The sequence below is a fragment of the Mastigocoleus sp. MO_188.B34 genome (assembly GCF_030065675.1).
GTDB lineage: Bacteria > Cyanobacteriota > Cyanobacteriia > Cyanobacteriales > Nostocaceae > Mastigocoleus.
Genome location: NZ_JASJDK010000042.1, coordinates 16,627 through 39,471, shown reverse-complemented (window position 1 = coordinate 39,471; position 22,845 = coordinate 16,627). Strand labels below are relative to the sequence as shown.

Below are 22,845 nucleotides of genomic sequence, written 5' to 3'. Positions count from 1 at the left end.
GGTTAGATAAATTTTAATTTTAATATTTAATTTTAATTATTTCTTCTTACCTGAATTTTACTCCTAGCTTCTATTCGCTTGTCAGAGTGTGGTCGTCTGTTCTGACTCCTGCTCGTCCGTTAGGACGCAGTCTGTCGTGACTTCTGACTTCTTTCTGACTCCTGACTTCTGACTCACAAGGCGCATCAACTGATAACTAGCATCCGTATTATGAATACAACATCAAGAAGTTACTGGGAAACAAGTTTAGATTGGTTACAAAGACTGGTTACAAGTGATAACTTTCTTTTTATTCTTAAAAGGATTTTGCAAGCACTGCTAACTGTCTTACTTGCTTCTGCATTATCATTTTTTATTATTAAACTATCCCCGGGAGATTACATCGATACACTACGGCAAAATCCGAAAATTTCTCCAGAAAGAATTGAAGAGCTGAGACGACAATTTGGTTTGGATAAATCAAATATAGAGCAATATCTTTTATGGCTGAGAAATATTGTGACGCGGGGTGATTTCGGTACGAGTTTTGTCTATCAGCGCTCCGTTGCTTCATTAATTTGGGAAAGAATACCAGCAACTTTGCTCTTAGCAATTTCTTCTTTGATTGCGACTTGGGCGATCGCCATTCCTTTAGGTATCATTGCTGCGGTTAATCAAAATCGTCTTGCTGACAGAGTTCTGCAAGTTATTAGCTATGTAGGGCAAGGTTTTCCTAGCTTTATCACGGCTTTGTTGTTACTTATATTTGCTCAAATAACTAGTCCAATATTTCCAGTCGGTGGAATGACGAGTATCAACCACGACGAACTTTCATTTTTTGGTAAAGCATTAGATATTACTTGGCACATGATTTTGCCAACTGTTGCTTTAAGTATTACTAGTTTTGCCGGTTTACAACGGATTGCTCGCGGTCAGTTATTGGATGTTTTGCGCCAAGATTACATTAGAACTGCCCGTGCTAAGGGATTACCAGAAAATGTAGTGATTTATGTCCATGCTTTACGTAATGCGATTAACCCCCTAATTACCTTACTGGGTTTTGAATTATCTAACTTATTGGCGGGTGCTTTTATTACAGAATTTTTCTTTAACTGGCCAGGTTTAGGTAGACTTACTTTGCAAGCTGTGAATGCTAAAGATTTGTATCTGGTAATGGCTAGTTTGGTGATGAGTGCTATTCTGCTGATTATTGGTAATTTAGTTGCGGATTTGTTATTGAAATTTGCCGATCCCCGTATTCGTTTAGAAAATTTGAATTAGAAGGGAATGGGGAACAGGGAACAGCCAAGAAAATTTATTTGCTATTTCCTGTTTGCTTCTTGTATGAGGGTTAATTAAAATCTTTGTAAATCAATCAACTATATTTGGAAAGTTCTGGTGTAGTAAAGTTTTGAAGCGAGTACTAGCTGCCAATGAGCTTGTCATACTCTGCATGTGTACCAATCCAAAACCACAAAATACCTTTTTCAAATTCTATACCCAATTCTCTATAATTTTTTCCTGCTCGCACTGACAAATATTTACCAACTTTTTTGAAGTGCAAGGACGGGTGGGACGGATCAGTTTTAAGCAACTCGTAGCACTGATCGGCAGTATTTTGCGCATTCTCAGGTTAGACATCGTAGCATTCCCAAAAACGACATGTTGTATAATGCATCAAATTTCCCGAAAATGCCCAGCCTCCAATTCAGAAATTGCCTCTTGAGCAAGATCTCCTAACCTACCATCTGCTATATCTTTTTCAATCTGCTCATCCCAAGGCTGATAATCTAAGTCAAAAAACCATTGCATGAGTTGTTGGAACTCATTTGGTGGAAGTGTAAGGATAGCAGCTTCAATTTCTTTAAGTGTTGACATCTAAATTTCCAAAGCTATACTGCTGAGACAATTATAAGCTTTGCCAAATAGTCATAGACCACAGAAGAAACGAATACTTCAATCTGTTATGCTGCTTTATTTATACATAAATAACCAATGTAAATAACCAATTTATGTCATTGTGCTACCAGGAAAACAACCTAAAACCTTTATTTTTCTAGAAATCTTTCTGCCCATCACTGTTTATTTTTGCGCCACATCGCCCGCACCAAATTAATTTCATCAAAGCTGTAATCATCGCCTAAATATTCTTTGACTGGTGTTAGAGCTACATTTCCTAAAGTTTCTAATACCTGTTGAATTTTTTCCTGCTTTTCTACTGGAACTAATAAATTTATATCTACTGGTTGATGCTTTTCTATTAAGTCAGAAAGGTGACCGATAACTGTTCTCGCTTTTAGATTACGTTGTTGAGCAATTTCTTTAATACTTAATCCTTGTTTGTGTAATTCTAAGGTTTGTAATTCAGTGTATGTTGCTGTTGCTTGCAAGGAAATAGAATCATTTTCCGGTAAATTATTTTCTTGGCAATAAGTACGAATTTCTGCCATAAATTTATCGCCATACTGTGCTAATTTATGGCTACCGACTCCAGAAAGTTTGCTAAATTCTTGCTTATTTCTCGGTTTAACTTGCGCCATTAATCTCAAGGTGGAGTCGCCAAAAATGGCATATGGTGGAACACCAATTGCATCTGCTAGTTGTTTGCGCAATTCTCGTAATCTTTGCCACAACATCTCAGCTTCTATAGCTTTAGGACTTTCTGTTTCCCATGCTGCTGTTCGTTGTGGACTAACTGCAATGGAAACTGGTCGCTGTCGCCGCATAACTTCCCAACTCTGGGTATTCAGTTTTAAAACACCGTAACCGTCCGCACTTTGGGTGAGTAAACCTTGATGTAGTAAAGAACGTCCCAGCATTCGCCACTCATCGACGCTTTTATCTTTACCTATTCCATAAGTAGAAAGCTTTTCATGTCCTCTTTGGATAATTTTTTGATTCTTCGATCCCCGCAACACATCAATAATGTAAGTCATGCCAAATCTTTCCTTGCAGCGCGCCACACAGGATAAAAATTTCATGGCTTCAATTGTCCAATCTTCAACTGGCTTGGGATGGCGACAGTTATCACAATTGCCACAATTCCCGGTAAACTGTTCGCCAAAATAACCGAGTAAAATTGTCCGACGACAGTCAGTACCTTCGGCATAGTCAATCATCTGCCGTAATTGATGTTTGGCTATTAATTGTTCTTGGGGATCGGTTTTTTGATTAATGCTCCATTCAATAGTTTTCAGATCGCCGTAGCCGTAAAAAACTGTACATCGGCATGGTTCTCCATCCCTACCAGCCCTTCCAGATTCTTGGTAATAACTTTCAATATTTCGGGATATATCATAGTGAACTACAAATCGCACATCTGGCTTATTGATTCCCATTCCAAAAGCAATTGTTGCTACCATTACCCGAACATCATCGCGAATAAATTTGGTTTGGTTTTCGCTACGTTCTGCATCACTTAAACCCGCATGGTAGGGAAGGGCAGAAATTTTGTCATGTTGGAGTTTAAATGCTAGTTCTTCTACCTTTTTGCGGGTTAAACAATAGATTATTCCCGAACCTTCAGTTTCTCGAATAATTTCTAATAGTTCGGTGTAAACATATTTCTTTTTGGGGCGAATTTCGTAGTAAATATTTTGGCGGTTAAAACTGGCAATATGAACGTTTGGTTGTTTGAGTTGGAGCTGATTAATAATATCACCCCGGACGCGATCGGTAGCTGTGGCGGTAAGTGCTAATGTGGGAACTCCGGGATAACGTTGTCGCAACGAACTCAACTGACGGTATTCAGGGCGAAAATCGTGTCCCCACTCAGAAACGCAGTGGGCTTCATCAATGGCAAATGTGGAAATTCCTATTTGATGATGTACTAAATCTAGAAAAGGAAGAAATCTTTCGCTGAGCAATCTTTCTGGAGAAACATAAAGTAATTTTACTTTGCCACCGAGGATATATTGTTCCCGCGATCGCACTTTATAGGAATTAAGACTACTGTTGAGAAATGTTGCCGAAATTCCATTTTTCCGTAGTGTTTCCACCTGATCTTGCATCAAAGCTATTAAAGGTGATACCACCACCGTCAAACCTTTTTTGAGTAGTGCTGGTAACTGAAAGCACAAAGACTTACCCCCACCTGTCGGCATCACAATTAGTAAATCTCGGTTTTGTAGCGCCTGAGTAATAATGTCACGCTGTCCGAGACGAAAGCTATCGTAACCAAAGTGATGTTTTAGTGCTTGTTCAAGATGAGGATAATCAGACATGTTATCAATTACCAGTTATCAGTTACCAGTTTATGGCTAACGCCTACAGTTAATGGGCAATAATTACAGTACGCTTACGCTAGACCACGTACACTTTGCTAACAGTTTATGGCTAACGCCGAGCCCTTAGGGGCTACAGTTACTAGTTATCAATTATTGTTGGTTAAATTGTTTTGTCTTTATATTTTTTATGAGGTAAAAATGATTTGTGTCCAATTAAACTCAAAAATCTTGCTATCTGAGCATTTGATCCAAAAATATTAACACTCTTCCCATAGAGATACACCTGAGAGTATGGGTATGATACGCTGATTTTGCTCAGTGTGTTCAGAACTTTTCCCAGTACCATGCAGAACTTGTCAGAATGACTTAATGCATGTCGCTAAAATGGATGTTATTTAGCAAACAATAGGAAACAAGAGAAAATAATTCACTTTCCCTTTCTTATCACTATTTCACTGATTTAATATGCGAACAATTGCGGAAATAAATGATAAAATCAACCGCAAAAAAGCGGTAGTCCTCACCGCACAAGAATTAAAAGCAAAAGTTGCAGAAGAAGGTGTTACAGCTGTAGCCAAACAAGTTGATGTGGTGACCACTGGTACTTTTGAACCAATGGAATCTAGTGGAGCTGTGATTAATTTAGGTCATACCGATCCACCAATTAAAATTCGTCGCTGCTGGTTAGATGGAGTACCTGCATATTCTGGCTTTGGGGCAGTAGATTTATATTTGGGTGCTAGTTGTCCCGTAGAACAAAAAGAAGGGGAAGAACTCAAAGAACGTGGTGGCGGTCATGTTATAGAAGATTTAATCGCAGGTAAGCTCGTACAAGTACGCGCACAAGGACAAGTAACAGACTGTTATCCACGGGGAACTTTTGAGGCTGCAATTACCCGCGAAACAATCAATCAGTTTTATTTATTTAATCCCCGCAATATTTATCAAAATTTTATTGTTGGCGTCAATGGTGGAGAACGCATGCTGCATACCTACCTTGGGCCTTTACATCCGCGTTTGGGTAATGCAGTTTATTCTAATGCTGGTGCAATCTCTCCTCTACTCAATGACCCAGATTTACAACTCGTTGGTATCGGTACGCGAATTTTTCTTGGTGGTGGTGTGGGTTATGTCACCTGGGAAGGGACTCAACACTTTCCCTTACAAAAACGTTTACCCAATCGAACACCTGTAGGACCAGCAGCAACCTTAGCTTTGATCGGCGATGCGAAACAGATGGATTCGCGCTGGGTTAGGGGCTGTTACTTCAAAAATTATGGTCCTTCTTTGATGTTGGGTGTGGGAGTACCCCTACCAATACTAAACGAAGAAGTGGTTGTTAGATGTGCTGTCGAAGACAAAGACCTAGTCGCACCAATTGTTGATTTTTCCATCCCTCGCAGGGTACGTCCTACCTTTGGCTTAGTAAGTTACGCTCAACTTAAATCAGGACGGATCGTTATTGAAGGTAGAACGGTGCGCGTAGCCCCTTTAGTAAGCTTATATCTATCAATTCAAGTAGCCCAAGAGTTAAAACAATGGATCGAAGCTGGTAACTTCAATCTTACAGAACCAGTTTGTCAAATTCCTACAGAGCGAACTTTTTTACCCCAAAATCGTTGGACAGAATTTTGAATTCGAAGCAATAACTTGTTAACTATAGTGGGCGTCTAGCAGCATTTTGCTGCAGTGTGCCCTCATAAAAAAGGTAATTTGGAATTAATAAGGCTATTTGGTAATTAATTTAGATTGGTAATTAACTTAGATTGGTAATTAATTTGGAAGCAAATCCTCCACTTTTAGTAGTTTTAAGCACCTACGGTGTGGCTGCGACGGAACGCCCTGAGAGTGGGCGTGCCGTATAATTTATTTATTGATGAAATAAAAAAATACGCAGCATCATCATTACAATCCCCTGGATTCATCGCACCGGGTTATTACGATATACCACAAGGAGCACGCGATGCTATGACCAATTAGCGATCGCCTTAGTCTTTAGCAAAGTATACCGGATCCGTAGGTAGCGCAGCTATAGGTACTGTTTGGCTTTAGCCATGTTTTAACTACTCCTGTTGAGGTTTTTGGCGTTTTACTGGCTTTGGAGTAGGTCTATTTTCTGCAGCAGGTGCAGCAGGTCTTGATGATGGTCTTGGACTATCACTTCTCTTGACAGGACGAGTTTTTTCCCCATCTTGTCTGCGGAATGGTTTTTTCCCTCGGTCAAAGCGCTTTTTCTTAAACTTATTGTTGAACGGATTGCGTTTTTTCGGTAAATCGGCAATTAGTTCAGCTTTACCGATTGTTAAGTTATCGGCTTGGCGCTCTACTTCAAAATCCCAGAATTTACCAACTGCTTTGGTATCCAGTTTGCCCTTCAGTTTAACCTTGAAATACTTGGGTTTATCAGATGCTTTCCGAGGAGCTTGTTTAATTTTTACAACCAGGCTTTCATCGCCATAGGATTGGTAAACAACTTCACCTCGAATGGAGAAACCACCATCGGCAACTTCTGATGAAGGAACAAAGTTATCTGTTGCTTTTTTATCAGTTTCTGAAGAAGATGGATCTTCTTCCATTTCTTCTTGTGGTGAAGCTTCAGATTCTTTAAGCGCATCTGGGGATTTTTTCGCCAGATTTTCTGGCTCCCAAACACCAACTATTTGGACGTGTAACTGGTCATTTTCTTGTCTGGTTCGGGGATAAACTACCCATAAGTGCTCTTGCTCTAGAGAAAGGTGATTTTTTACCAAACTCATAATTCGACCGAGAAGCACAGCATTTAATTCTGTACCATCTGCGGTCAGCAGTAAGCCTTGGGTAAATTGTTCGGTACTAGCTTGATAACGCCCTCTAACTAATCCGATGGCTCGGTATTGCATCGGTTCGCTAGGGGGTGGAATTGGTTGCTGACGACTATCATTGCTTTTATTTTCGTCAGCATCGGTATGGCTAGTCTGTGAATTGTCAACTTCAGCTGTGGGAGCATCCGTATGCTCGAGCGCCGGTTTAACAATATTATTTTCTGCCTGATCAGGATTATTTTCTGCCTGATCAGGGGCAGTGGAATTGGAAGATTCAGGTGACGGCATCAGGTCGGAATTCATAAAAACTCCTTGCGGCGGAGACACATCCCATAACGGGACTTATAATATTGCGGTTCTCAAAAGCTTTTGCGCGGCAGATCGAAGTAAATAAATTCAATTTGCCACCCAATCGCACAGTGTGTGATACTAAAAACGCATTTGGAATGCATACACACACTAAATGTGTAATTTAGCGCCTTTATACTAGTTTCGGAAGCATACCATAGCTACAAATCCAACAATTTATCCTAAAATCATTGCTAGACTTGGCTGTTCAAATGCCTGTTTGTTATAAAGTTCACAAGCAATTCATGGTATTCCGCAAAGTTTGTAAATTTTTTGAGTTTTTCAATTTTTACAGTCCATAATTTGTAAATTAGAGTAAAGGAAAATTTTGTGTCTCAAGCACGCAATCGCTGGATGTTGTATTCAGTTCTAGGATTTGTGGCTGTCGCTTTTATAGGGGTTTCATTTGCTCCCCTGATCGCTGCTTTTAACAACGGACAATCCTCAAACGAAGAAACTGCTACTGTGAGAAACACACTCAAAACGAGTTCGCCTGCAGCAGCACAAATCTCCAAACTCACGAAAGACGTACAGTTTTATCAACGTTTGTCTCAGGAGGAGCCAGAAAATACAGCTGCTCTCAAGCGCCTCATTGAAGCAAGGCTACAGCTATTAAGTCTAAAACAAGGTGACATAAAAGCGGTAATTGAAGATTTAGAAAAGTTAGTAAAAAAAACTCCTGAACAGGCAGAATATGCTGTATTGCTCGGTCAAGCTAAGCAGCAAGTGGGGGATAAGGAAGGCGCAGCCAAAGCCTTTCGTTCCGCTTTGAAAACGAAACCGGGCGACTCCAAGGTGCTAGAAGCATATGTTAGTCTTTTGCTCCAACAAAAACGACCTCAGCAAGCTATTAGCTTGTTGAAAGATAACCTCTCTACTGCAACAAAAGCAAATAAAGTTGAGCCAGGCAGTATTGATGTTACAGCAGTTCAGACTTTACTTGGTAGTGTTTATGCTAAGGAAAATCGCTATGGGGAGGCGATCGCTGCTTTTGATATCGCCATTAAAAATGATAAACAAGATTTTCGTCCGGTGATGGCAAAAGCATTATTACTTAAGCAACAAGGAAAAGTAGATGAAGCAAAACCATTGTTTACTAAAGCTGCAGAACTAGCGCCTGCTAAGTACAAGGATGAAATTAATCGTCAGGCAAATAGCACTCCAACCCCAACTCCTAAAGCTTCCACAACTGAAACACCTCCTTCCAAAAAAACTTCTAAAGAGTGAGTTGACGTTCGGATATTTGTTTATTTAGGAGTCGTCCAGAAGTGACTGCGATCGCAGCACAAATTTGTTCTAAAATAGCACCTGAAATCACTGTTACAGAATTATTTCCTTGCCGCTAAAGTAATAGTGGCAATTTACGTCCTGTCTCCCCACTCAGCAGTAAATATTAATAAAAATGCTTCGAGGAAAACCAGAAAAATATTTCTATAATTAACATTTTTATACTTCGGTATTTTTTCTGATGTGTTTACCTCAGCATTTGCTTATCTTACTATTTCTGACACGAAGGCTAGGATTGGAGACTGCATCAAAGGTCATAATAACTTATAAACCAATCACCTAATCCCCAATCCCCAATTTCCCAATCAATATTTCCGTTCTTGGGGTTGAAACATACTTATATTTACAGGAGCATACCGAATATCAATACCAGCGCTTGAATAATAAGCCATCGTATGGCGGAGAAAGTTAGTATCATCCCTTTGAGAATAATCCTCTCGACAATGAGCCCCGCGACTTTCCTGGCGATTCAAGGCTGATGTCATTATCATTTTACCTACCACCATCAAGCTTCTTAATTCTAGGGCTTCGATAACTTCTGTATTCCAATCACTACCTTTGTCGTCTAAGTATATTTCTGCATACTGCTGTTGTAGTTCCTGAATTTTTTCTAATCCCTTACTCATTAATGCTTCTGTACGGAAAACACCACAATATTGGGTCATGCAATCTTGGAAAGCTTGACGAATTTCTCCAATGCGATATTTTCCAGATTGATTTAACAAATTTTGAATTTCTTCTTTTGCTTGTTTGAGGTATTCTTGCTCGTCTATGGTAGGTAATTTGCGATTTTGGATGTATTGAGCGATCGCAGCGCCGGTTCTACGTCCATAAACTACGCACTCTAACAAAGAGTTGCTACCTAGACGATTGGCTCCATGAACCGAAACACAAGCACTTTCTCCCGCAGCAAAAAATCCTTCCACTAGGGTATCGGCGCTACCCCGAACCCTTCCATCAGTATTAACAGGAATTCCACCCATACAATAATGAATGGTTGGACGTACCGGGATTGGCTCTATTACCGCATCAACTCCTACCAAACGGTGTGCTTCTTCCCAGCAAAAGGGGACGCGACTCATGATTTTTTCTTTACCCATATGTCGCAAGTCTAGGTGCACAAATTGACCACCAGCACTACCATCAGAATTAATTCCCCGTCCTGCGTTAATTTCACAGGTAATTGCTCGAGAGGTAATATCTCGTGGTGCTAGTTCCATGCGAGAAGGAGCATAATTCGCCATAAATCTTTCTCCTTCCGAATTAATCAGATAAGCCCCTTCCCCCCTCACAGCTTCGGAAATGAGTACACCTACAGGATATAAACCAGTGGGATGAAATTGGACGAACTCCATATCTTCTAGAGGTAATCCCGCCAAAGCCGTCATCGCCAAGCCATCACCAGTGGAAGCATAATCATTGGAAGTAGTATTAAAAACTCGACCATAACCCCCAGTGGCGAACATTACAGCCTTAGCCCGAATTACCTCCAAATGTCCATCAAGAATTCGGTAGGCTACCACGCCTTTTGCTTGACCTTCAGTCAAAATTAAGCGCATCACATACCATTCATCCAAAATTGTTACCCCGAAGCGCCGTAGGTTATTTACTAACTCATGGAGAATTGCATGACCTGTTTTATCTGCTGCGTAACAGGTTCGATTGTGGGAATGTCCACCAAAAGCACGTTGGGCTATACGTCCGTCCGGTAGACGGGAAAATAAAACTCCCATGTGCTCCAAATCGATCACAACATCAGGTGCTTCCCGAGTGAGAATTTCTACTGCATCTTGATCTGCTAAATAGTCGGAGCCCTTAACTGTATCAAAAGCGTGGGCTTTCCAGCTATCTTGCTCATCAACATTTTTTAACGAAGCAGCAATACCCCCCTGTGCTGCGACAGAATGGGAACGAATCGGGTGAGTTTTAGCTACAACTGCAATTTTCAAACTAGGATTGGTTTTGGCAATTTCAACCGCAGCACGAGACCCAGCCAATCCACCCCCAACAATAATTACATCAAATTCAAGCATAATTAGTCCCTGATATCCTAGATTGCAATTTTTATTTTTATGTACTTACTAATTAATAAAAATTATCAAACCCCCAACTCAAACACACAAAAATTCCCTGCTTCAAACAGGGAAATATAGTTACATTAGGTATTGGTTTATAGTCTACCCACGAATAACTTAAATATGTAAATTCGTTATTTTTATTTCCAACAAGTTATTGATTTAACTATTCGCTTGTACAGGTCTTTGTCCTGAAATACTGCTCGGTATTTTGTCCATACTACTTTCAGTATCTATAGCAGATAATTCTACGTGATTTAATAAGGTGGTTACGAAGGCAAATAGCAAAAATGGTAATGATAGCAAGACAACTAAACCTACTGTGGCTAGAGCATATACAGGACGTCTAGCACCCATTAAAGCTAGGGCTGATGCCAAACTCAAAGTAACCGTAATTAACCAAACAACAATCTGACCATAAATATCGCCAAAAGTTAGGGTACAGACAAAACGATATTTTTGAATATTATTCATGAGATTTGTCTCGTCACTTTCCTTAAGTTCTACCTTAGAGCCTGGTTTTTATTTCAGACAATTTCTCAATATTTTTGCATCAATTGTAATATCACTTAATAAACTCTCAGCCAAGCTCTTAATTCAGGGTAATTATTGCCAGTTTTAAAATCGACATCGTGGAACATTGTGACAAAAGTTAACAATTGAATTAAGCTTGAATAAACTAAGTAATTAATGTCAATAAAATTAATACTAATAAAATAATTGGGAAATTTTACGACCCTAAACTTGAGATTTTTGTAATTAAATAATTAAATAATATTTGTTCAACAAATCTTAATGTAAACACTTAAAAAATACGCTTTTAGAAAAATACGCCATTAGTTTTAAAGAATAATTTTAGAAAATATTTTGGATACCTCTCTAATTCTTAAATTTTCCACACTCATCTCTCAAAAGTTAGAAACAAACACAGAACAACTACTAATCATGGAAGATATAAAAAACACCTAAATTGATTTGACTCTAAACTGACTTGATAAAGATGTCATCACCTTCGATTTTGGTAGCATAAGTTGTTAGAGGCGCTCTCGCTGGTGCTCTTGTTACCTGACCATCAGCAGTAAATTCTGATTGATGGCAAGGACAAACAAACTTCTGACGCTCGCTGTTCCAATCCACTGTACAACCAGCATGGGGACAAGTAGGATCGACAGCTATGGGATTATCTGTATTTGATGTTTGAACTAACAAAACTTTACCAAAAGCAGTCCCCTCCTGAAGTAGTTGTTTATTAGCATCTAAATTTGCTTTACTAGCCACTTTTTGCCAATATTTGATCGTGCGGGGAGAGGAACAAGCAGCAATAGTAACTGGTAAAAAACTTGCTAATGCACCTACACCAACCCAAGAAATAAAATCACGTCTGTTCATCTGTATTCCGTTATTTAACCCTAGATTTTTTAGTTATTTATTTAACACTAAAATTCTATAGGGATGGGTAAAACAGGATTATGCTAGCTTACAAAAAAATACTAAGATTGGGTGATTTTGGCTGTAATTTTTTTTGGGAAAATTACTGGTATTTCTGATTAACAAAAGTGATTTTCAGGGTAATATTTTACCCATATAACTTCCCCAAAGTTGTGCAGCTTGGGCGCTACTACCTCGTGTGGGAGAATTATTGTCATTTCCCAACCAAATACCAGTTGCAATCCTTCGACTGGGGACAAAGCCAATGAACCACAAGTCAACATTTCTATCAGTGGTTCCGGTTTTACCTGCGGCTCTCAATCCAATTTGTGCTCCACGACCGGTACCGCTGGTAACCACCTGCTGTAGCAACCCAGTCATTCTATTAGCAATACTAGTTTTAAGAACCCTTTTATTAGCTTCCCGATCCTGATCGAAGGAATAAATAACCCGACAGTTTTTTGGGTTGTTATCCGGACAATCGCTGCTGTCTAATATTCTACTTATGGCATGGGGGCGATTCCACAAGCCTTGATTGCCAATAGCAGCAAAAGACCCGGTCATTTCCAAGACATTAACAACACTTTGACCCAAGACTAATCCAGGAACTGGATCGAGTTTGGATTTTACCCCCAAACGCTGAGCGGTTTCCACTACATTATCAAGTCCTACATCCTGTGCTAGACGTAAGGCTATTGGGTTTTCTGAAAGAGCAAGACCAGTTGCAACATCTAAACTACCAGTACCACCTATTCGACAAGGTTTATACCTAAAACCCTGCCACACTAAAGAACTACAAGAATAATTTCTTCCTGGAGAAATACCTTTTTCCAGTGCAGCAGTATAAGCAAAAACTTTGAAGGTTGAACCGGGCTGTCGTTTTGCTTGAAAAGCACGATTAAACTGACTGGTTTTGAAATCGGTACCCCCCACCATTGCCAAAATCCCACCAGTACTTGAATCAAGAGTTACTATTGCTCCTTGGGAAAAGCGAAATCTTGAGCCAGCATTACTCACATGATTTTTTAATTCAGTTTCTGCTTGTTTTTGGATTTTTGGATCTAATTGGGTTTCGATAATTAAATTTCCTTCTGTGGCGAGTTCTCGTCCCAAAATAGATTCTAATTCTTGAAAGACATAGGTATAGAAATAAGGCGCGATCGTTCCTGCTTGTCTCTCACAAACTTTAGGATCAATTTCAATAGCCGAACGACGAGCGCGATTTGCTTCTTGTTCTCTAATTTTCCCCTGGCTTAGCATCCGTTTAATTACACGGTTACGATAGCCAATAATTGATTGTTTACTCTTAGCACTACCACAAAAGTTAAACCCATTAGGTGCTGGTAAAATTGCAACTAAGGTAGCAGCTTCTGCAAGAGTTAATTCTTTAGCCGATTTTCCAAAATAATAATTAGCAGCATCCTCAAAACCGTAGGTATCAACCCCCAAATAAACTCTATTTAAGTAAGTCAGCAAAATTTTGTCTTTACTGTAAAAAGTTTCTAATTTTAAGGAAACAATTGCTTCTCGTAATTTTCTTCCTAAAGAATCTTGTCTTCCAACATAATCGCGGAACAAACTGCGTGCTACTTGTTGGGTAACTGTACTGGCTCCTTGTTGAACATCACCACTGCGGGTGTTGATTAGTACTGCTCTGGTTACCCCTAAAGGATCTACTCCAAAATGCCAATAATAACGGCTATCTTCTGAGGCTATGACAGCATCAGCTAAATATGGTCCAAAATCAGATATTTTCTTTTTATCTACATGCTTAATACTATTGGGTCTGCGTAAGGGAGTTTCCCCATCACCAGCATAGATAATTACAGGTGCCCTTGTAGCTCCCGGTAAAGGTCGTACGGGAAATTTTAACCACTCAATACCAATTACCAATGCAATTAAAGTTGTAACGCCAACAACCCCATAACCGGCAAAAGTTATAGCCTTAAACAATAAAGGTGGTGGGTCAATATACTGGAGTCGCACGGAAGCCGCTAATTCTGGCGGTCCCAAGGTAAGGACATCTCCATGTCGCAGTTCCAGGGAGTTGACACGGCGCTTACCGCGATAAATTCCATTAGTTGAACCTTTATCTTCGATAATAAACGTGGGCTTGCGTTGTGTTGAATCCCGGGATAGGGACAGATGAATTTGGCTGACAACTGGATTGCGTACAATGATATCGCAGGACTTAGAACTACGACCTAGTACGTAGCAATCCCCCAGTAGCGGGTATACCTCTGCCTTATCCGTCCCGGTATCTTGCACTAATAATTCCGGTACTCTAGCATTTGGCTTGAGTGCCAGTTTAGAAAAATCAACCCTCGCTTGAAATGTCTGTACTGCTTGAGTCATTTGACCAAGGAAGGTTTTTGGTTTTTGTGGGGGTTGGGAGGAACTCATCGACTATTCACACCAGGGTTATTACTGAAGAATCGGGCGAACTGCAACTTACGATGCTGATTATTCCACCATTCTACTAATCAGCCGTCGGATACATCGGCTCTACGGAATAGTTTCCAATTGCGATAAACATAACAATACAATCTCTGCCAATTTTTTTAGTTGTCTTGTTTGCTACATTGTGTTGTCATCAATAATGCTGTCATTGGGTTGAGATTGTCAGATAATTATAGTTTGTATACCCTCATTCAGGAAGATTTAACTCGAAGTTCGATATTTTTGCAAGGTCGCGATCGCTGAAGTCATGATAAAATTGTGACTCAATTTACATAGATGAACACTATCTTGTAGAAATATACATCCCCACATGGGAAGATTTTCTAAATGTTATAGTCTGATTTAATGAGCGGAGTATTATGTTGAGGAGGCTAAATTTACTATGAAGGGAAAATTATTTACCCTTTTTGGGACTGTTTTGACCCTAGCATTAGCAGGTAATGCAGCAGTAGTACAAGCAGAAGGAGAATCTAAGGCTCCCAGTGCAGAAGATATCAACATCAGTGCAGAGGGTATGGAGATCTTATGTGAGAAAACTCCATGGAATAGCCGTTGCGAAGGATCCCAAGCAACCACAGGTGATACTGACGCCGAAAAAATCACTGTACCGGCAGATACTACAGACACAACAGATACTACAACCCCAGATGTAACAGCTCCGGATGTAACAGTTCCGGATGCGACAAACATCAATCCTGTTACTCCCGCACCTGGTACTACAACTCCAGATGCAGTAACTCCGGATGCAACAGATTCAGATTCAACAAATATCAATCCCACACCTGACAGCACAACAGATGAAGTTACACCAGATTCTGACCAATCTGGCGACATAATTCAGCAAGATACAAATCGGCAGGAAAGAATCCAAAATCAAAACATGAATCAGCAGGAAATTACAGTTCCTGATAGTTCTGCTCCAGATAATATGCAAACACCAGACAGCAGTTCAAATGATGATTCATCAAATTTAAATACTCCTGCGACCCCAGATCAAAGTTCAGATAGTCAAAGCGGATTTTAGTCTGTGTCTTGAAATTAATCTTATACGACACATGAGTTCCGTTGAAGATTGAGATAAATTCCGATTTCCAAAGATTAACACTCTTAAGGATTTTCCTATAAGGTGTTCTGATACCAAATTACAGTTTTTAGTGAATAATTAACTTTAATTTGGATAACAAAAATATTTGAGATATTTTCAGGGGCGAGCTATATGGCTCGTCCTTTATATATAGTAAAATTAAGTCTTGTGAAGATATTTGCCTGTTTGTTTAGCTGACCACCAATGATTTAAACAGGCTTTCGAAAGCTAAAATAATAAAAATAAAACTAAAAGTTAAATATAAAATTAAATAAGTTATCTCAGTTTATGCTGATTACTGTCGGGTTTTTTTTGAAAATAACTAATCAACAAGCAAGCAAGACCGATATTAATAGATACATCTGCAATATTAAAAACTGGAAAATTAATCAACTTAAAGTGTAAGAAATCGATTACATAGCCTAACATAAACCTATCTATACCATTACCTACAGCACCGCCTAATATAAAGCCATAACCAAATTGCTCCCAGCGATTTAAAGTTGGACTAAATATTGCAAAAGCAATTAATCCTACGCTAACAATTAAGGAAAGCCAGCGCAACCAACCTACATGTCCGCTAAATAAACTCCATGCTGCGCCGTAATTATGTACGTAAGTAAAATGGAAGACGCCTGGTATGAGTGCTTGTGTCTGTTTCAAGCTAAAGTCTTGTTGAACCCAAAATTTGGTTAATTGATCCAAAACAAGCATAGATAAAGCAGCAATCCAAAAAAAGCGATTTTTAAAACTCATAATCAATGATTGGGTGCTCGTTAATGGAACTTGAAAAATTTCAGGAAGTAAAACAAATATCAAACATTACGAAAAAGGAAATTTAATTAATAAACCAGGGTAATTCAAGGGGAACAGAAATCTTAAAAAATTACAGGATTCAGGTTTTAGCCATAAACTCATCTTCAAAGTAGTGATTTTTAAATTAGTTATTCTAAAACCACGATCAACCAATGGAGGGGACAAAAATAAACCCTTCGCAATAATAACTCCTAATAAAACATTAGATGTCTTAGAACGTATGCAAGTACTGTCACAGCGCATACTACTACCAATTGCCCCGGAAGTGCGAACCAAGAATATTTTAGAATTGCTTCTGTTAAACTCAAAGCCTCCATACCTTTAAACTGAAAAAAGTAGCTAATAAACAAATAACTAATACCGCAGATGTGTACGGTAAACAAGCCTACTAAACAACTAAATGCTAAAGTTTCTAGTTTTGGTCTGGCTTTAAAGGCAATTAAGCCACATAACCAAGCTCCGGGGATAAAACCAAGCAAATACCCAAAGTGTGCTAGCTTCACATAGCCAATACCCCCACCTTGAGCAAAAACAGGCAACAAAGTTAAACCCATTACTAAATAAGCAATTTGGGAAAGCGCTCCAGCATTCTTTCCACCCAAGCAACCGACGAGCAAAACTGCGCCGATTTGATAAGTAACACCTAAAGAAAAAGTCTGAATTCCTTGCTTACTCCAACCAAAAGGCAGGGTGGTAAAATATGCTTCTAAAAAAGTTCCACCCATAGTTAGCAGTAAGCCAATCATAGACCATAGTAATTGATTGGATGCAGCCAACATTAGTTAATATAGATTAATCAGAGTTTTGGATTTTAAATCTGGGTAAAAAATAATGATAAAAATTTTACTCAGAAAATTACAATCCTGACAAATTCGCTACAAGATAAAATAAAAAGATAACAAGAAAAAGAGATATATTTACTTTTCTATTGACAATTAATTCTATCTCGATGGCTTGATATCAAATATAAAATACTATTTTTATCAACAGCCAATAACTTATTTTGCGAGCGCAAACAATATTAAGCATAGCCTCATTGAGCTTTATTCGCTAGTTCTTTAGGGTACTTAATAACCTTCACAAAGTTCAAAAGTATATTTCAGCTTCATTTTGTGACCCTAAAATTAGTTTATTACCCTGCGACAAGCAACATTAACACTAAAAACAGTTAACCCTTTAATTTATTGATACTCTGTGCTACAAAAGTTTTGAGACAAATTTGACCGTTAACTTTGGTCATTTATTACATTAAGTACTTTTGTGCTACTGCTAACTCCAATGATTGTTAAATCTTAAGTGATTGTTGAATTAGTAATACGTACGCTGCTAACAGAAGCGAAATCATATTTAATTTCGCTTCTGTTAGCAGCAAAATGTTCATATTGAAGAGTCAGATTCTCAGCCTTACAGCTAGTCATTTTCAAATATGGATATTTGATATCATTTTTGATTTGCAAGTATTTAAGCGTAGACTCTGGTTAGGCACGCGTATCACGAAAGAAAACTTCATCAAAAAAATAAAATCATGAAACTTATTTTGTTTCTTTTCTAGTAGTATATTCGGTAATGATAAATAGCTATTTAATTAACAGTTATTTCGGCATCAGTAAATACATTTAAAATTAAACTAAATTCAGTATCATTTACATATAAAATTTGGTAATTTAATGTATCTAAAAAACCACTAAGTAAAGATAATTAAACTTTAATTTTGCTACTCTGTTAGTGGTTGAAAATCTATACTTTGTTAACCTTGCCTTTACTCTGACGCGGTATATTATAATCGCTCAGCAGCAAAATTAATAACAACACCTCCATGCTTTTTTCTAACCCTGTAAATAATACTTCTAGAATTCTCAAGACTCTTTCTGTATTTGCATTAACAGTTTCCTTAGCAGCCTGTGGCGGACAACAACCTGAGGGTGGTGAAAATGCCGAAGGAACAACCGGTGATGCCACTAATACTACAGCCAGTGGTGGCAAATTAGATTTAGGTGGAAAAGTTAATCTTAATGGAGCTGGTGCATCTTTCCCGGCACCTCTATATCAAACCTGGTTTAAAGGTTTAAACGAGAAAAACCCTGATTTACAAGTAACATACCAATCCGTTGGTAGTGGTGCTGGTGTAAGACAATTTACTGCAGAAACCGTTGACTTTGGTGCGAGTGACGTCGCAATGAAGGATGAAGAAATTGCTAAGATTTCTAAAGACAGAGGCGTACTTTTACTGCCAATGACTGCTGGTAGTGTGGTACTTGCTTATAACTTACCCGGAGTAAATGAACTCAAGTTATCCAGAGAAGCTTACACTGAAATTCTTCTAGGTAAAATCAATAAGTGGAACGATCCTAAAATTGCCAAAGACAACGCAGGAGTAAATCTGCCAGACAAAAATATTACGGTGATTCACCGTGCTGATGGTAGTGGTACTACAGGAGTATTTACCAAGCATTTAAGTGCTATTAGCCCAGAGTGGAAAGAGGCAGTGGGTGCAGGTAAAACTGTAGAATGGCCTGTCGGAGTTGGTGGAAAAGGCAACGAAGGTGTCACAGCCCAAATCAAGCAAACTGAGGGTTCAATTGGTTACATCGAGTATGGGTACGCAAAAAACAATAATGTAACTTTTGCTGCTTTGCAAAATAAAGATGGAGAATTTGTTACCCCAACAGATGAATCTGCATCTAAAACTTTATCTGCTGTAACTTTGCCAGAAAATCTCCGCGCTTTCATTGAAGATCCAGAAGGTGCAGAATCTTATCCCATCGTGACTTACAGTTGGATTTTGGCTTATAAGAAATATGACAATCCAGCTAAGGCTAAAGCCATGGAAGCAATGATTGAATATGGCTTAACTGAAGGTCAGAAGGTGAGCAAAGAATTGGGCTACGTTCCTTTACCAGAAAATGTAGTTCAGAAAGTTGCAGCAGCAGCTGATGCCATCAGTCCTGACTATCAAATTGCTGTAGGTGCTTCTCAAGCAAGTAAGTAGTCAATAAGTGGCATCCTACGCTTTGCGTTAAGTGTAATTACAACGAAACGATGAATTGTGAAGCACGATCGTTGATAATATCTATTAACAAATAAAATTCACAATTAACTGCTGACTAATACATTTATGTGGTTCGCTCCCACATTTTTCTGTGTTTGACCATAATTCAATATGGGTTAATATTTTTGATTGGTAAATATTTCCATGACTACAAATCCCCAAGGTGTTCGTTCGGCACTTCCTCACCGTTCGAAGTTGGATAAGTCACTCGATAAAGGTTTTGTTTCGTTGACACGGGTTTTTGCACTGGCTGTAGCAGCTGTATTGTTAACAATTGCAGTTCAGGTTGCAATTCAAGCTTTACCTGCAATTCAAGAGTTCGGGGCTAATTTTATTAGTCAAAGTTCTTGGAATCCTGTCAGAGAAAGCTATGGAGCACTACCCGTAATTTACGGTACTTTGGTCAGTTCTTTTATTGGTCTTCTAATTGCTGTACCCATTGGTGTTGGTACTGCAATTCTACTGAGTGAAAATTTGCTTCCGGTCTCAATTAGAACAGTATTAGTCTTTTTAGTCGAATTACTAGCGGCAATTCCTAGTGTTGTATATGGTATTTGGGGAATTTTTGTTTTAATTCCTTTCCTAGGAGACCTTGCAGGAGCGATCAATCAGTACTTTGGCTGGCTGCCAATTTTTGGAACACCCAGTTCAGGAACCTTAGAAGGTCCAAGTATGTTACCAGCAGGAATCATTCTGGCAGTTATGACTTTGCCAATTATTACTGCGATTTCTCGGGATGCTTTAATTTCTGTACCTCGTAATTTACGGGAAGCTGCAGTTGGCTTAGGTGCAACCCGTTGGGAAACAATTTTAAAAGTTTTGGTACCCGCAGCTTTTTCTGGTATTGTCAGCGCTGTAATGTTGGCACTAGGTAGAGCAATGGGGGAAACAATGGCTGTAACAATGATTATTGGTAATTCCAATAAAATTGAAGCTTCTTTGTTTGCTCCGGCTAACACAATTGCTTCTTTGTTAGCGAATCAATTTGCAGAAGCTGATGGTATTCAAATTGCAGCTTTAATGTATGCAGCTTTAATTTTGTTTTTCCTTACTTTAGTAGTCAATGTTTTAGCTGAATTAGTAGTCCTACGGGTGAAGAAACTCTAACATCAGAGGTATGTTCAATTATGACTTCTAGCTTTTCCGAACAGCCTGGAGGACTCGCCAAAGTTAATTTGAAACGTTCTTCAAGTTCTCCCCGAACCCTGTTCAATTCATTCATGAACGTTGTCGCATTTACATGTGGTGCATTAGCATTGTTGCCATTGTTAATGGTACTTTCCTATGTACTCATTAAAGGATTTGGCAGTTTAAACTGGAGTGTTTTTACAGAATTACCACCAACCCCTCTCGAGCAAACTGGCGGAGGTTTTCGCAATGCTATTGTTGGAACGCTCTTACTAGTAGGAATTGGTAGTGTAATTAGCGTCCCTTTTGGAGTTTTAGCAGCAATTTATCTTACTGAATTTAGTTCTGGGAAAATAGCTCGGTGGGTGCGCTTTGCGGCAAACATTTTAAGTGGTGTGCCTTCAATTATAGCCGGTGTTTTTGCCTATGGTATTTTGATTTCCACAAGGATAGTTAATTTTTCACCCATTGCTGGTGGTTTTGCGTTGTCAATTTTGATGTTACCAATTATCGTCCGAACCACAGACGAAGCACTACAGTTAGTCTCTAACGATTTGCGACAAGCAGCCGTAGGTTTGGGATGTACTAAATTTCAAACGGTTGCACAGATAGTACTACCATCAGCTCTACCAGCTATTGTGACTGGTACAACTTTAGCTGTTGCTCGTGCAGCAGGAGAAACTGCACCAGTAATTTTTACGGCTCAATTTAATCAGTTTGCGTTTAGTGGTTTCGACCAACCGATCGCCTCTTTGGCTGTATTAGTTTATAAATTCGCAACTTCTCCTTATCCCAACCAACAGTCACTTGCTTGGGCTGCTTCTCTGATTTTAGTGTTACTGGTTTTGCTGACCAGTATCATTGCTCGTGTAGCAACAGCACAGAAAAAGTATTAAGCAAATCAATTTGATATTCTAAGTTGCAAAATTTTTAATTGCAAGATTTTTAATTGCAAGATTTTTACTACTTAAAGACTCTCATTTACATTTGAATAATGGCATATTATCTATGACTACCGACCTTCACAAAGCCGATAGCGCTGACACTAGTCTCGATACTGTTTTACGAACAGAGGGAGTCAATGTTTATTATGGTAAGTTCTTGGCTTTGAAGGATATTTGGTTAGATATCCCCAAAAATCAAGTTACAGCTTTTATTGGACCTTCTGGATGTGGTAAAAGTACTTTACTCAGATGCTACAATCGTCTTAACGATTTAATTGAAATATTCAGAGCAGAAGGCAAAATATATTACTACGGTGAAAATTTGTATGCGCCCGACATCGATCCTGTAGAGGTAAGACGTCGAATTGGAATGGTATTCCAAAAACCCAATCCTTTCCCCAAATCTATTTACGACAATATTGCTTTTGGAGCCAAAATTAATGGTTACAAAGGGGACATGGATGAGTTGGTAGAACGTTCCTTAAAACAAGCTGCTTTATGGGATGAAGTCAAAGATAAACTACGCCAAAGCGGTTTATCTATTTCTGGAGGACAACAACAACGTTTGTGTATTGCTCGTGCTGTCGCAACTCAACCCGATGTAATTTTAATGGATGAGCCTTGCTCGGCATTAGACCCAATATCTACCCTGCAAGTAGAAGAATTAATTCATCAACTCAAAAAACAATATACTGTTGTAATTGTGACTCACAACATGCAACAGGCTTCTCGAGTATCTGATATGACAGCTTTCTTTAACGTTAATACATCTGAGGGTCGTACTGGATATCTTGTGGAATACGATCGCACAGAGTCTATTTTCCAAAATCCCAAGCAACAAGCGACTCAAGAATATATCAGCGGTAGGTTCGGTTAAAAAAAGTCCGAAAAATCAGTTAAAAAAACTGTCTAGGGAATCATCTATCCCTAGCTTTTCCTTTTGTAAGAAGCTTATTGTAATTGATAAACTGTTTGAATTATTATTTATCAACGATAATATCTTTGAAGTATAAATTAGACCTAGATTTAAGTTATACTTCAAAAATATGTTTATAATCTTAGGTTATAAACATATAAATTATAAAAGCCTATAAATATAAAATCCTATAAATTAAGAAAGCGGGCGGCGGGAATCGAACCCGCATCAATAGCTTGGAAGGCTATGGTTTTACCACTAAACTACGCCCGCGTTTTTGACTTATACAGAATAACATGCCGAT

18 protein-coding genes, 1 tRNA gene and 1 pseudogene are annotated in these 22,845 nt (G+C 38.8%); 9 read left to right on the top strand and 11 right to left on the bottom strand.

All coding sequences use genetic code 11. The annotated features are described in order from the left end of the window. Positions 1 to 210 precede the first annotated feature (210 nt). Positions 211 to 1,260: an ABC transporter permease gene (locus QNJ50_RS12360; RefSeq protein ID WP_300635682.1), complete on the top strand. Its 1,050-nt coding sequence runs from the start codon at positions 211 to 213 to the stop codon at positions 1,258 to 1,260. Positions 1,261 to 1,402: 142 nt separating this feature from the next. Here QNJ50_RS12360 and QNJ50_RS12355 read toward each other — a convergent pair. The 3 genes and pseudogenes from QNJ50_RS12355 to recQ form a co-directional block, all read right to left on the bottom strand. Next, positions 1,403 to 1,657: pseudogene (locus QNJ50_RS12355) on the bottom strand (hypothetical protein). Beyond that, positions 1,657 to 1,857, bottom strand: a complete 201-nt coding sequence (locus QNJ50_RS12350) for a hypothetical protein (RefSeq protein WP_300635680.1) — start codon at positions 1,855 to 1,857, stop codon at positions 1,657 to 1,659. Before QNJ50_RS12350 ends, QNJ50_RS12355 begins: the two are co-directional and overlap by 1 nt. 197 nt (positions 1,858 to 2,054) lie before the next feature. Beyond that, the gene (gene recQ / locus QNJ50_RS12345; RefSeq protein WP_300635679.1) at positions 2,055 to 4,202 is read right to left on the bottom strand and encodes a DNA helicase RecQ; all 2,148 of its coding nucleotides are present in this window, start codon (positions 4,200 to 4,202) and stop codon (positions 2,055 to 2,057) included. Between the two features lie 468 nt (positions 4,203 to 4,670). Between recQ and QNJ50_RS12340 the strand changes: the two genes are divergently transcribed. Together QNJ50_RS12340 and QNJ50_RS12335 are read left to right on the top strand one after the other, a co-directional pair. Continuing rightward, the gene (locus tag QNJ50_RS12340) at positions 4,671 to 5,840 is read left to right on the top strand and encodes a homocysteine biosynthesis protein (protein WP_300635678.1); all 1,170 of its coding nucleotides are present in this window, start codon (positions 4,671 to 4,673) and stop codon (positions 5,838 to 5,840) included. 219 nt (positions 5,841 to 6,059) lie between these two features. Beyond that, positions 6,060 to 6,185 (top strand): hypothetical protein, encoded by a 126-nt coding sequence (locus QNJ50_RS12335; protein WP_300635677.1) that lies wholly within the window; start codon positions 6,060 to 6,062, stop codon positions 6,183 to 6,185. Positions 6,186 to 6,268: 83 nt separating this feature from the next. On the opposite strand, the gene QNJ50_RS12330 is transcribed toward QNJ50_RS12335, so the two are convergent. Next, positions 6,269 to 7,309 carry a hypothetical protein gene (locus QNJ50_RS12330; RefSeq protein WP_300635676.1) on the bottom strand — a complete coding sequence of 347 codons (1,041 nt, stop codon included), beginning with the start codon at positions 7,307 to 7,309 and terminating at the stop codon, positions 6,269 to 6,271. A gap of 375 nt (positions 7,310 to 7,684) precedes the next feature. Here QNJ50_RS12330 and QNJ50_RS12325 point away from each other — a divergent pair, with 375 nt between their 5' ends. Continuing rightward, positions 7,685 to 8,581 (top strand): tetratricopeptide repeat protein, encoded by an 897-nt coding sequence (locus tag QNJ50_RS12325; protein WP_300635675.1) that lies wholly within the window; start codon positions 7,685 to 7,687, stop codon positions 8,579 to 8,581. Between the two features lie 365 nt (positions 8,582 to 8,946). Here the strand turns inward: QNJ50_RS12325 and QNJ50_RS12320 are convergent, their stop codons facing one another. The 4 genes from QNJ50_RS12320 to QNJ50_RS12305 form a co-directional block, all read right to left on the bottom strand. After that, positions 8,947 to 10,674, bottom strand: coding sequence for a succinate dehydrogenase/fumarate reductase flavoprotein subunit (locus QNJ50_RS12320; protein WP_300635674.1), 1,728 nt, complete (start codon positions 10,672 to 10,674; stop codon positions 8,947 to 8,949). 204 nt (positions 10,675 to 10,878) lie between these two features. Beyond that, positions 10,879 to 11,190, bottom strand: a complete 312-nt coding sequence (locus QNJ50_RS12315) for a hypothetical protein (RefSeq protein ID WP_300635672.1) — start codon at positions 11,188 to 11,190, stop codon at positions 10,879 to 10,881. Positions 11,191 to 11,697: 507 nt separating this feature from the next. Further along, positions 11,698 to 12,105 (bottom strand): Rieske (2Fe-2S) protein, encoded by a 408-nt coding sequence (locus QNJ50_RS12310; RefSeq protein ID WP_300635670.1) that lies wholly within the window; start codon positions 12,103 to 12,105, stop codon positions 11,698 to 11,700. A gap of 174 nt (positions 12,106 to 12,279) precedes the next feature. Beyond that, positions 12,280 to 14,547 (bottom strand): transglycosylase domain-containing protein, encoded by a 2,268-nt coding sequence (locus tag QNJ50_RS12305; RefSeq protein ID WP_300635668.1) that lies wholly within the window; start codon positions 14,545 to 14,547, stop codon positions 12,280 to 12,282. 439 nt (positions 14,548 to 14,986) lie between these two features. On the opposite strand from QNJ50_RS12305, the gene QNJ50_RS12300 reads away from it, so the two are divergent. Beyond that, positions 14,987 to 15,628: a hypothetical protein gene (locus QNJ50_RS12300; protein WP_300635666.1), complete on the top strand. Its 642-nt coding sequence runs from the start codon at positions 14,987 to 14,989 to the stop codon at positions 15,626 to 15,628. A gap of 336 nt (positions 15,629 to 15,964) precedes the next feature. Here QNJ50_RS12300 and lspA read toward each other — a convergent pair whose 3' ends face one another. Both lspA and QNJ50_RS12290 read right to left on the bottom strand, forming a co-directional pair. Continuing rightward, positions 15,965 to 16,444, bottom strand: coding sequence for a signal peptidase II (lspA, locus tag QNJ50_RS12295; RefSeq protein WP_300635664.1), 480 nt, complete (start codon positions 16,442 to 16,444; stop codon positions 15,965 to 15,967). A gap of 251 nt (positions 16,445 to 16,695) precedes the next feature. Continuing rightward, positions 16,696 to 17,283 (bottom strand): biotin transporter BioY, encoded by a 588-nt coding sequence (locus tag QNJ50_RS12290; protein ID WP_300635662.1) that lies wholly within the window; start codon positions 17,281 to 17,283, stop codon positions 16,696 to 16,698. A 1,037-nt stretch (positions 17,284 to 18,320) separates the two neighbouring features. Here QNJ50_RS12290 and pstS point away from each other — a divergent pair. The 4 genes from pstS to pstB all read left to right on the top strand — a co-directional run bounded on the left by pstS (position 18,321) and on the right by pstB (position 22,502). After that, entirely contained in the window at positions 18,321 to 19,493 is a 1,173-nt protein-coding gene (pstS, locus tag QNJ50_RS12285) for a phosphate ABC transporter substrate-binding protein PstS (RefSeq protein ID WP_300635660.1), read from the top strand. Positions 19,494 to 19,697: 204 nt separating this feature from the next. Continuing rightward, on the top strand, positions 19,698 to 20,660 hold the full coding sequence (gene pstC / locus QNJ50_RS12280; RefSeq protein ID WP_300635658.1) for a phosphate ABC transporter permease subunit PstC: 963 nt from the start codon (positions 19,698 to 19,700) through the stop codon (positions 20,658 to 20,660). Between the two features lie 20 nt (positions 20,661 to 20,680). Beyond that, on the top strand, positions 20,681 to 21,577 hold the full coding sequence (gene pstA, locus QNJ50_RS12275; protein ID WP_300635656.1) for a phosphate ABC transporter permease PstA: 897 nt from the start codon (positions 20,681 to 20,683) through the stop codon (positions 21,575 to 21,577). A gap of 112 nt (positions 21,578 to 21,689) precedes the next feature. Next, positions 21,690 to 22,502 carry a phosphate ABC transporter ATP-binding protein PstB gene (pstB, locus tag QNJ50_RS12270; RefSeq protein WP_300635654.1) on the top strand — a complete coding sequence of 271 codons (813 nt, stop codon included), beginning with the start codon at positions 21,690 to 21,692 and terminating at the stop codon, positions 22,500 to 22,502. Positions 22,503 to 22,743: 241 nt separating this feature from the next. On the opposite strand, the gene QNJ50_RS12265 is transcribed toward pstB, so the two are convergent. Further along, positions 22,744 to 22,814: transfer RNA gene (locus QNJ50_RS12265), tRNA-Gly, on the bottom strand. Between the last annotated feature and the right edge of the window lie 31 nt (positions 22,815 to 22,845).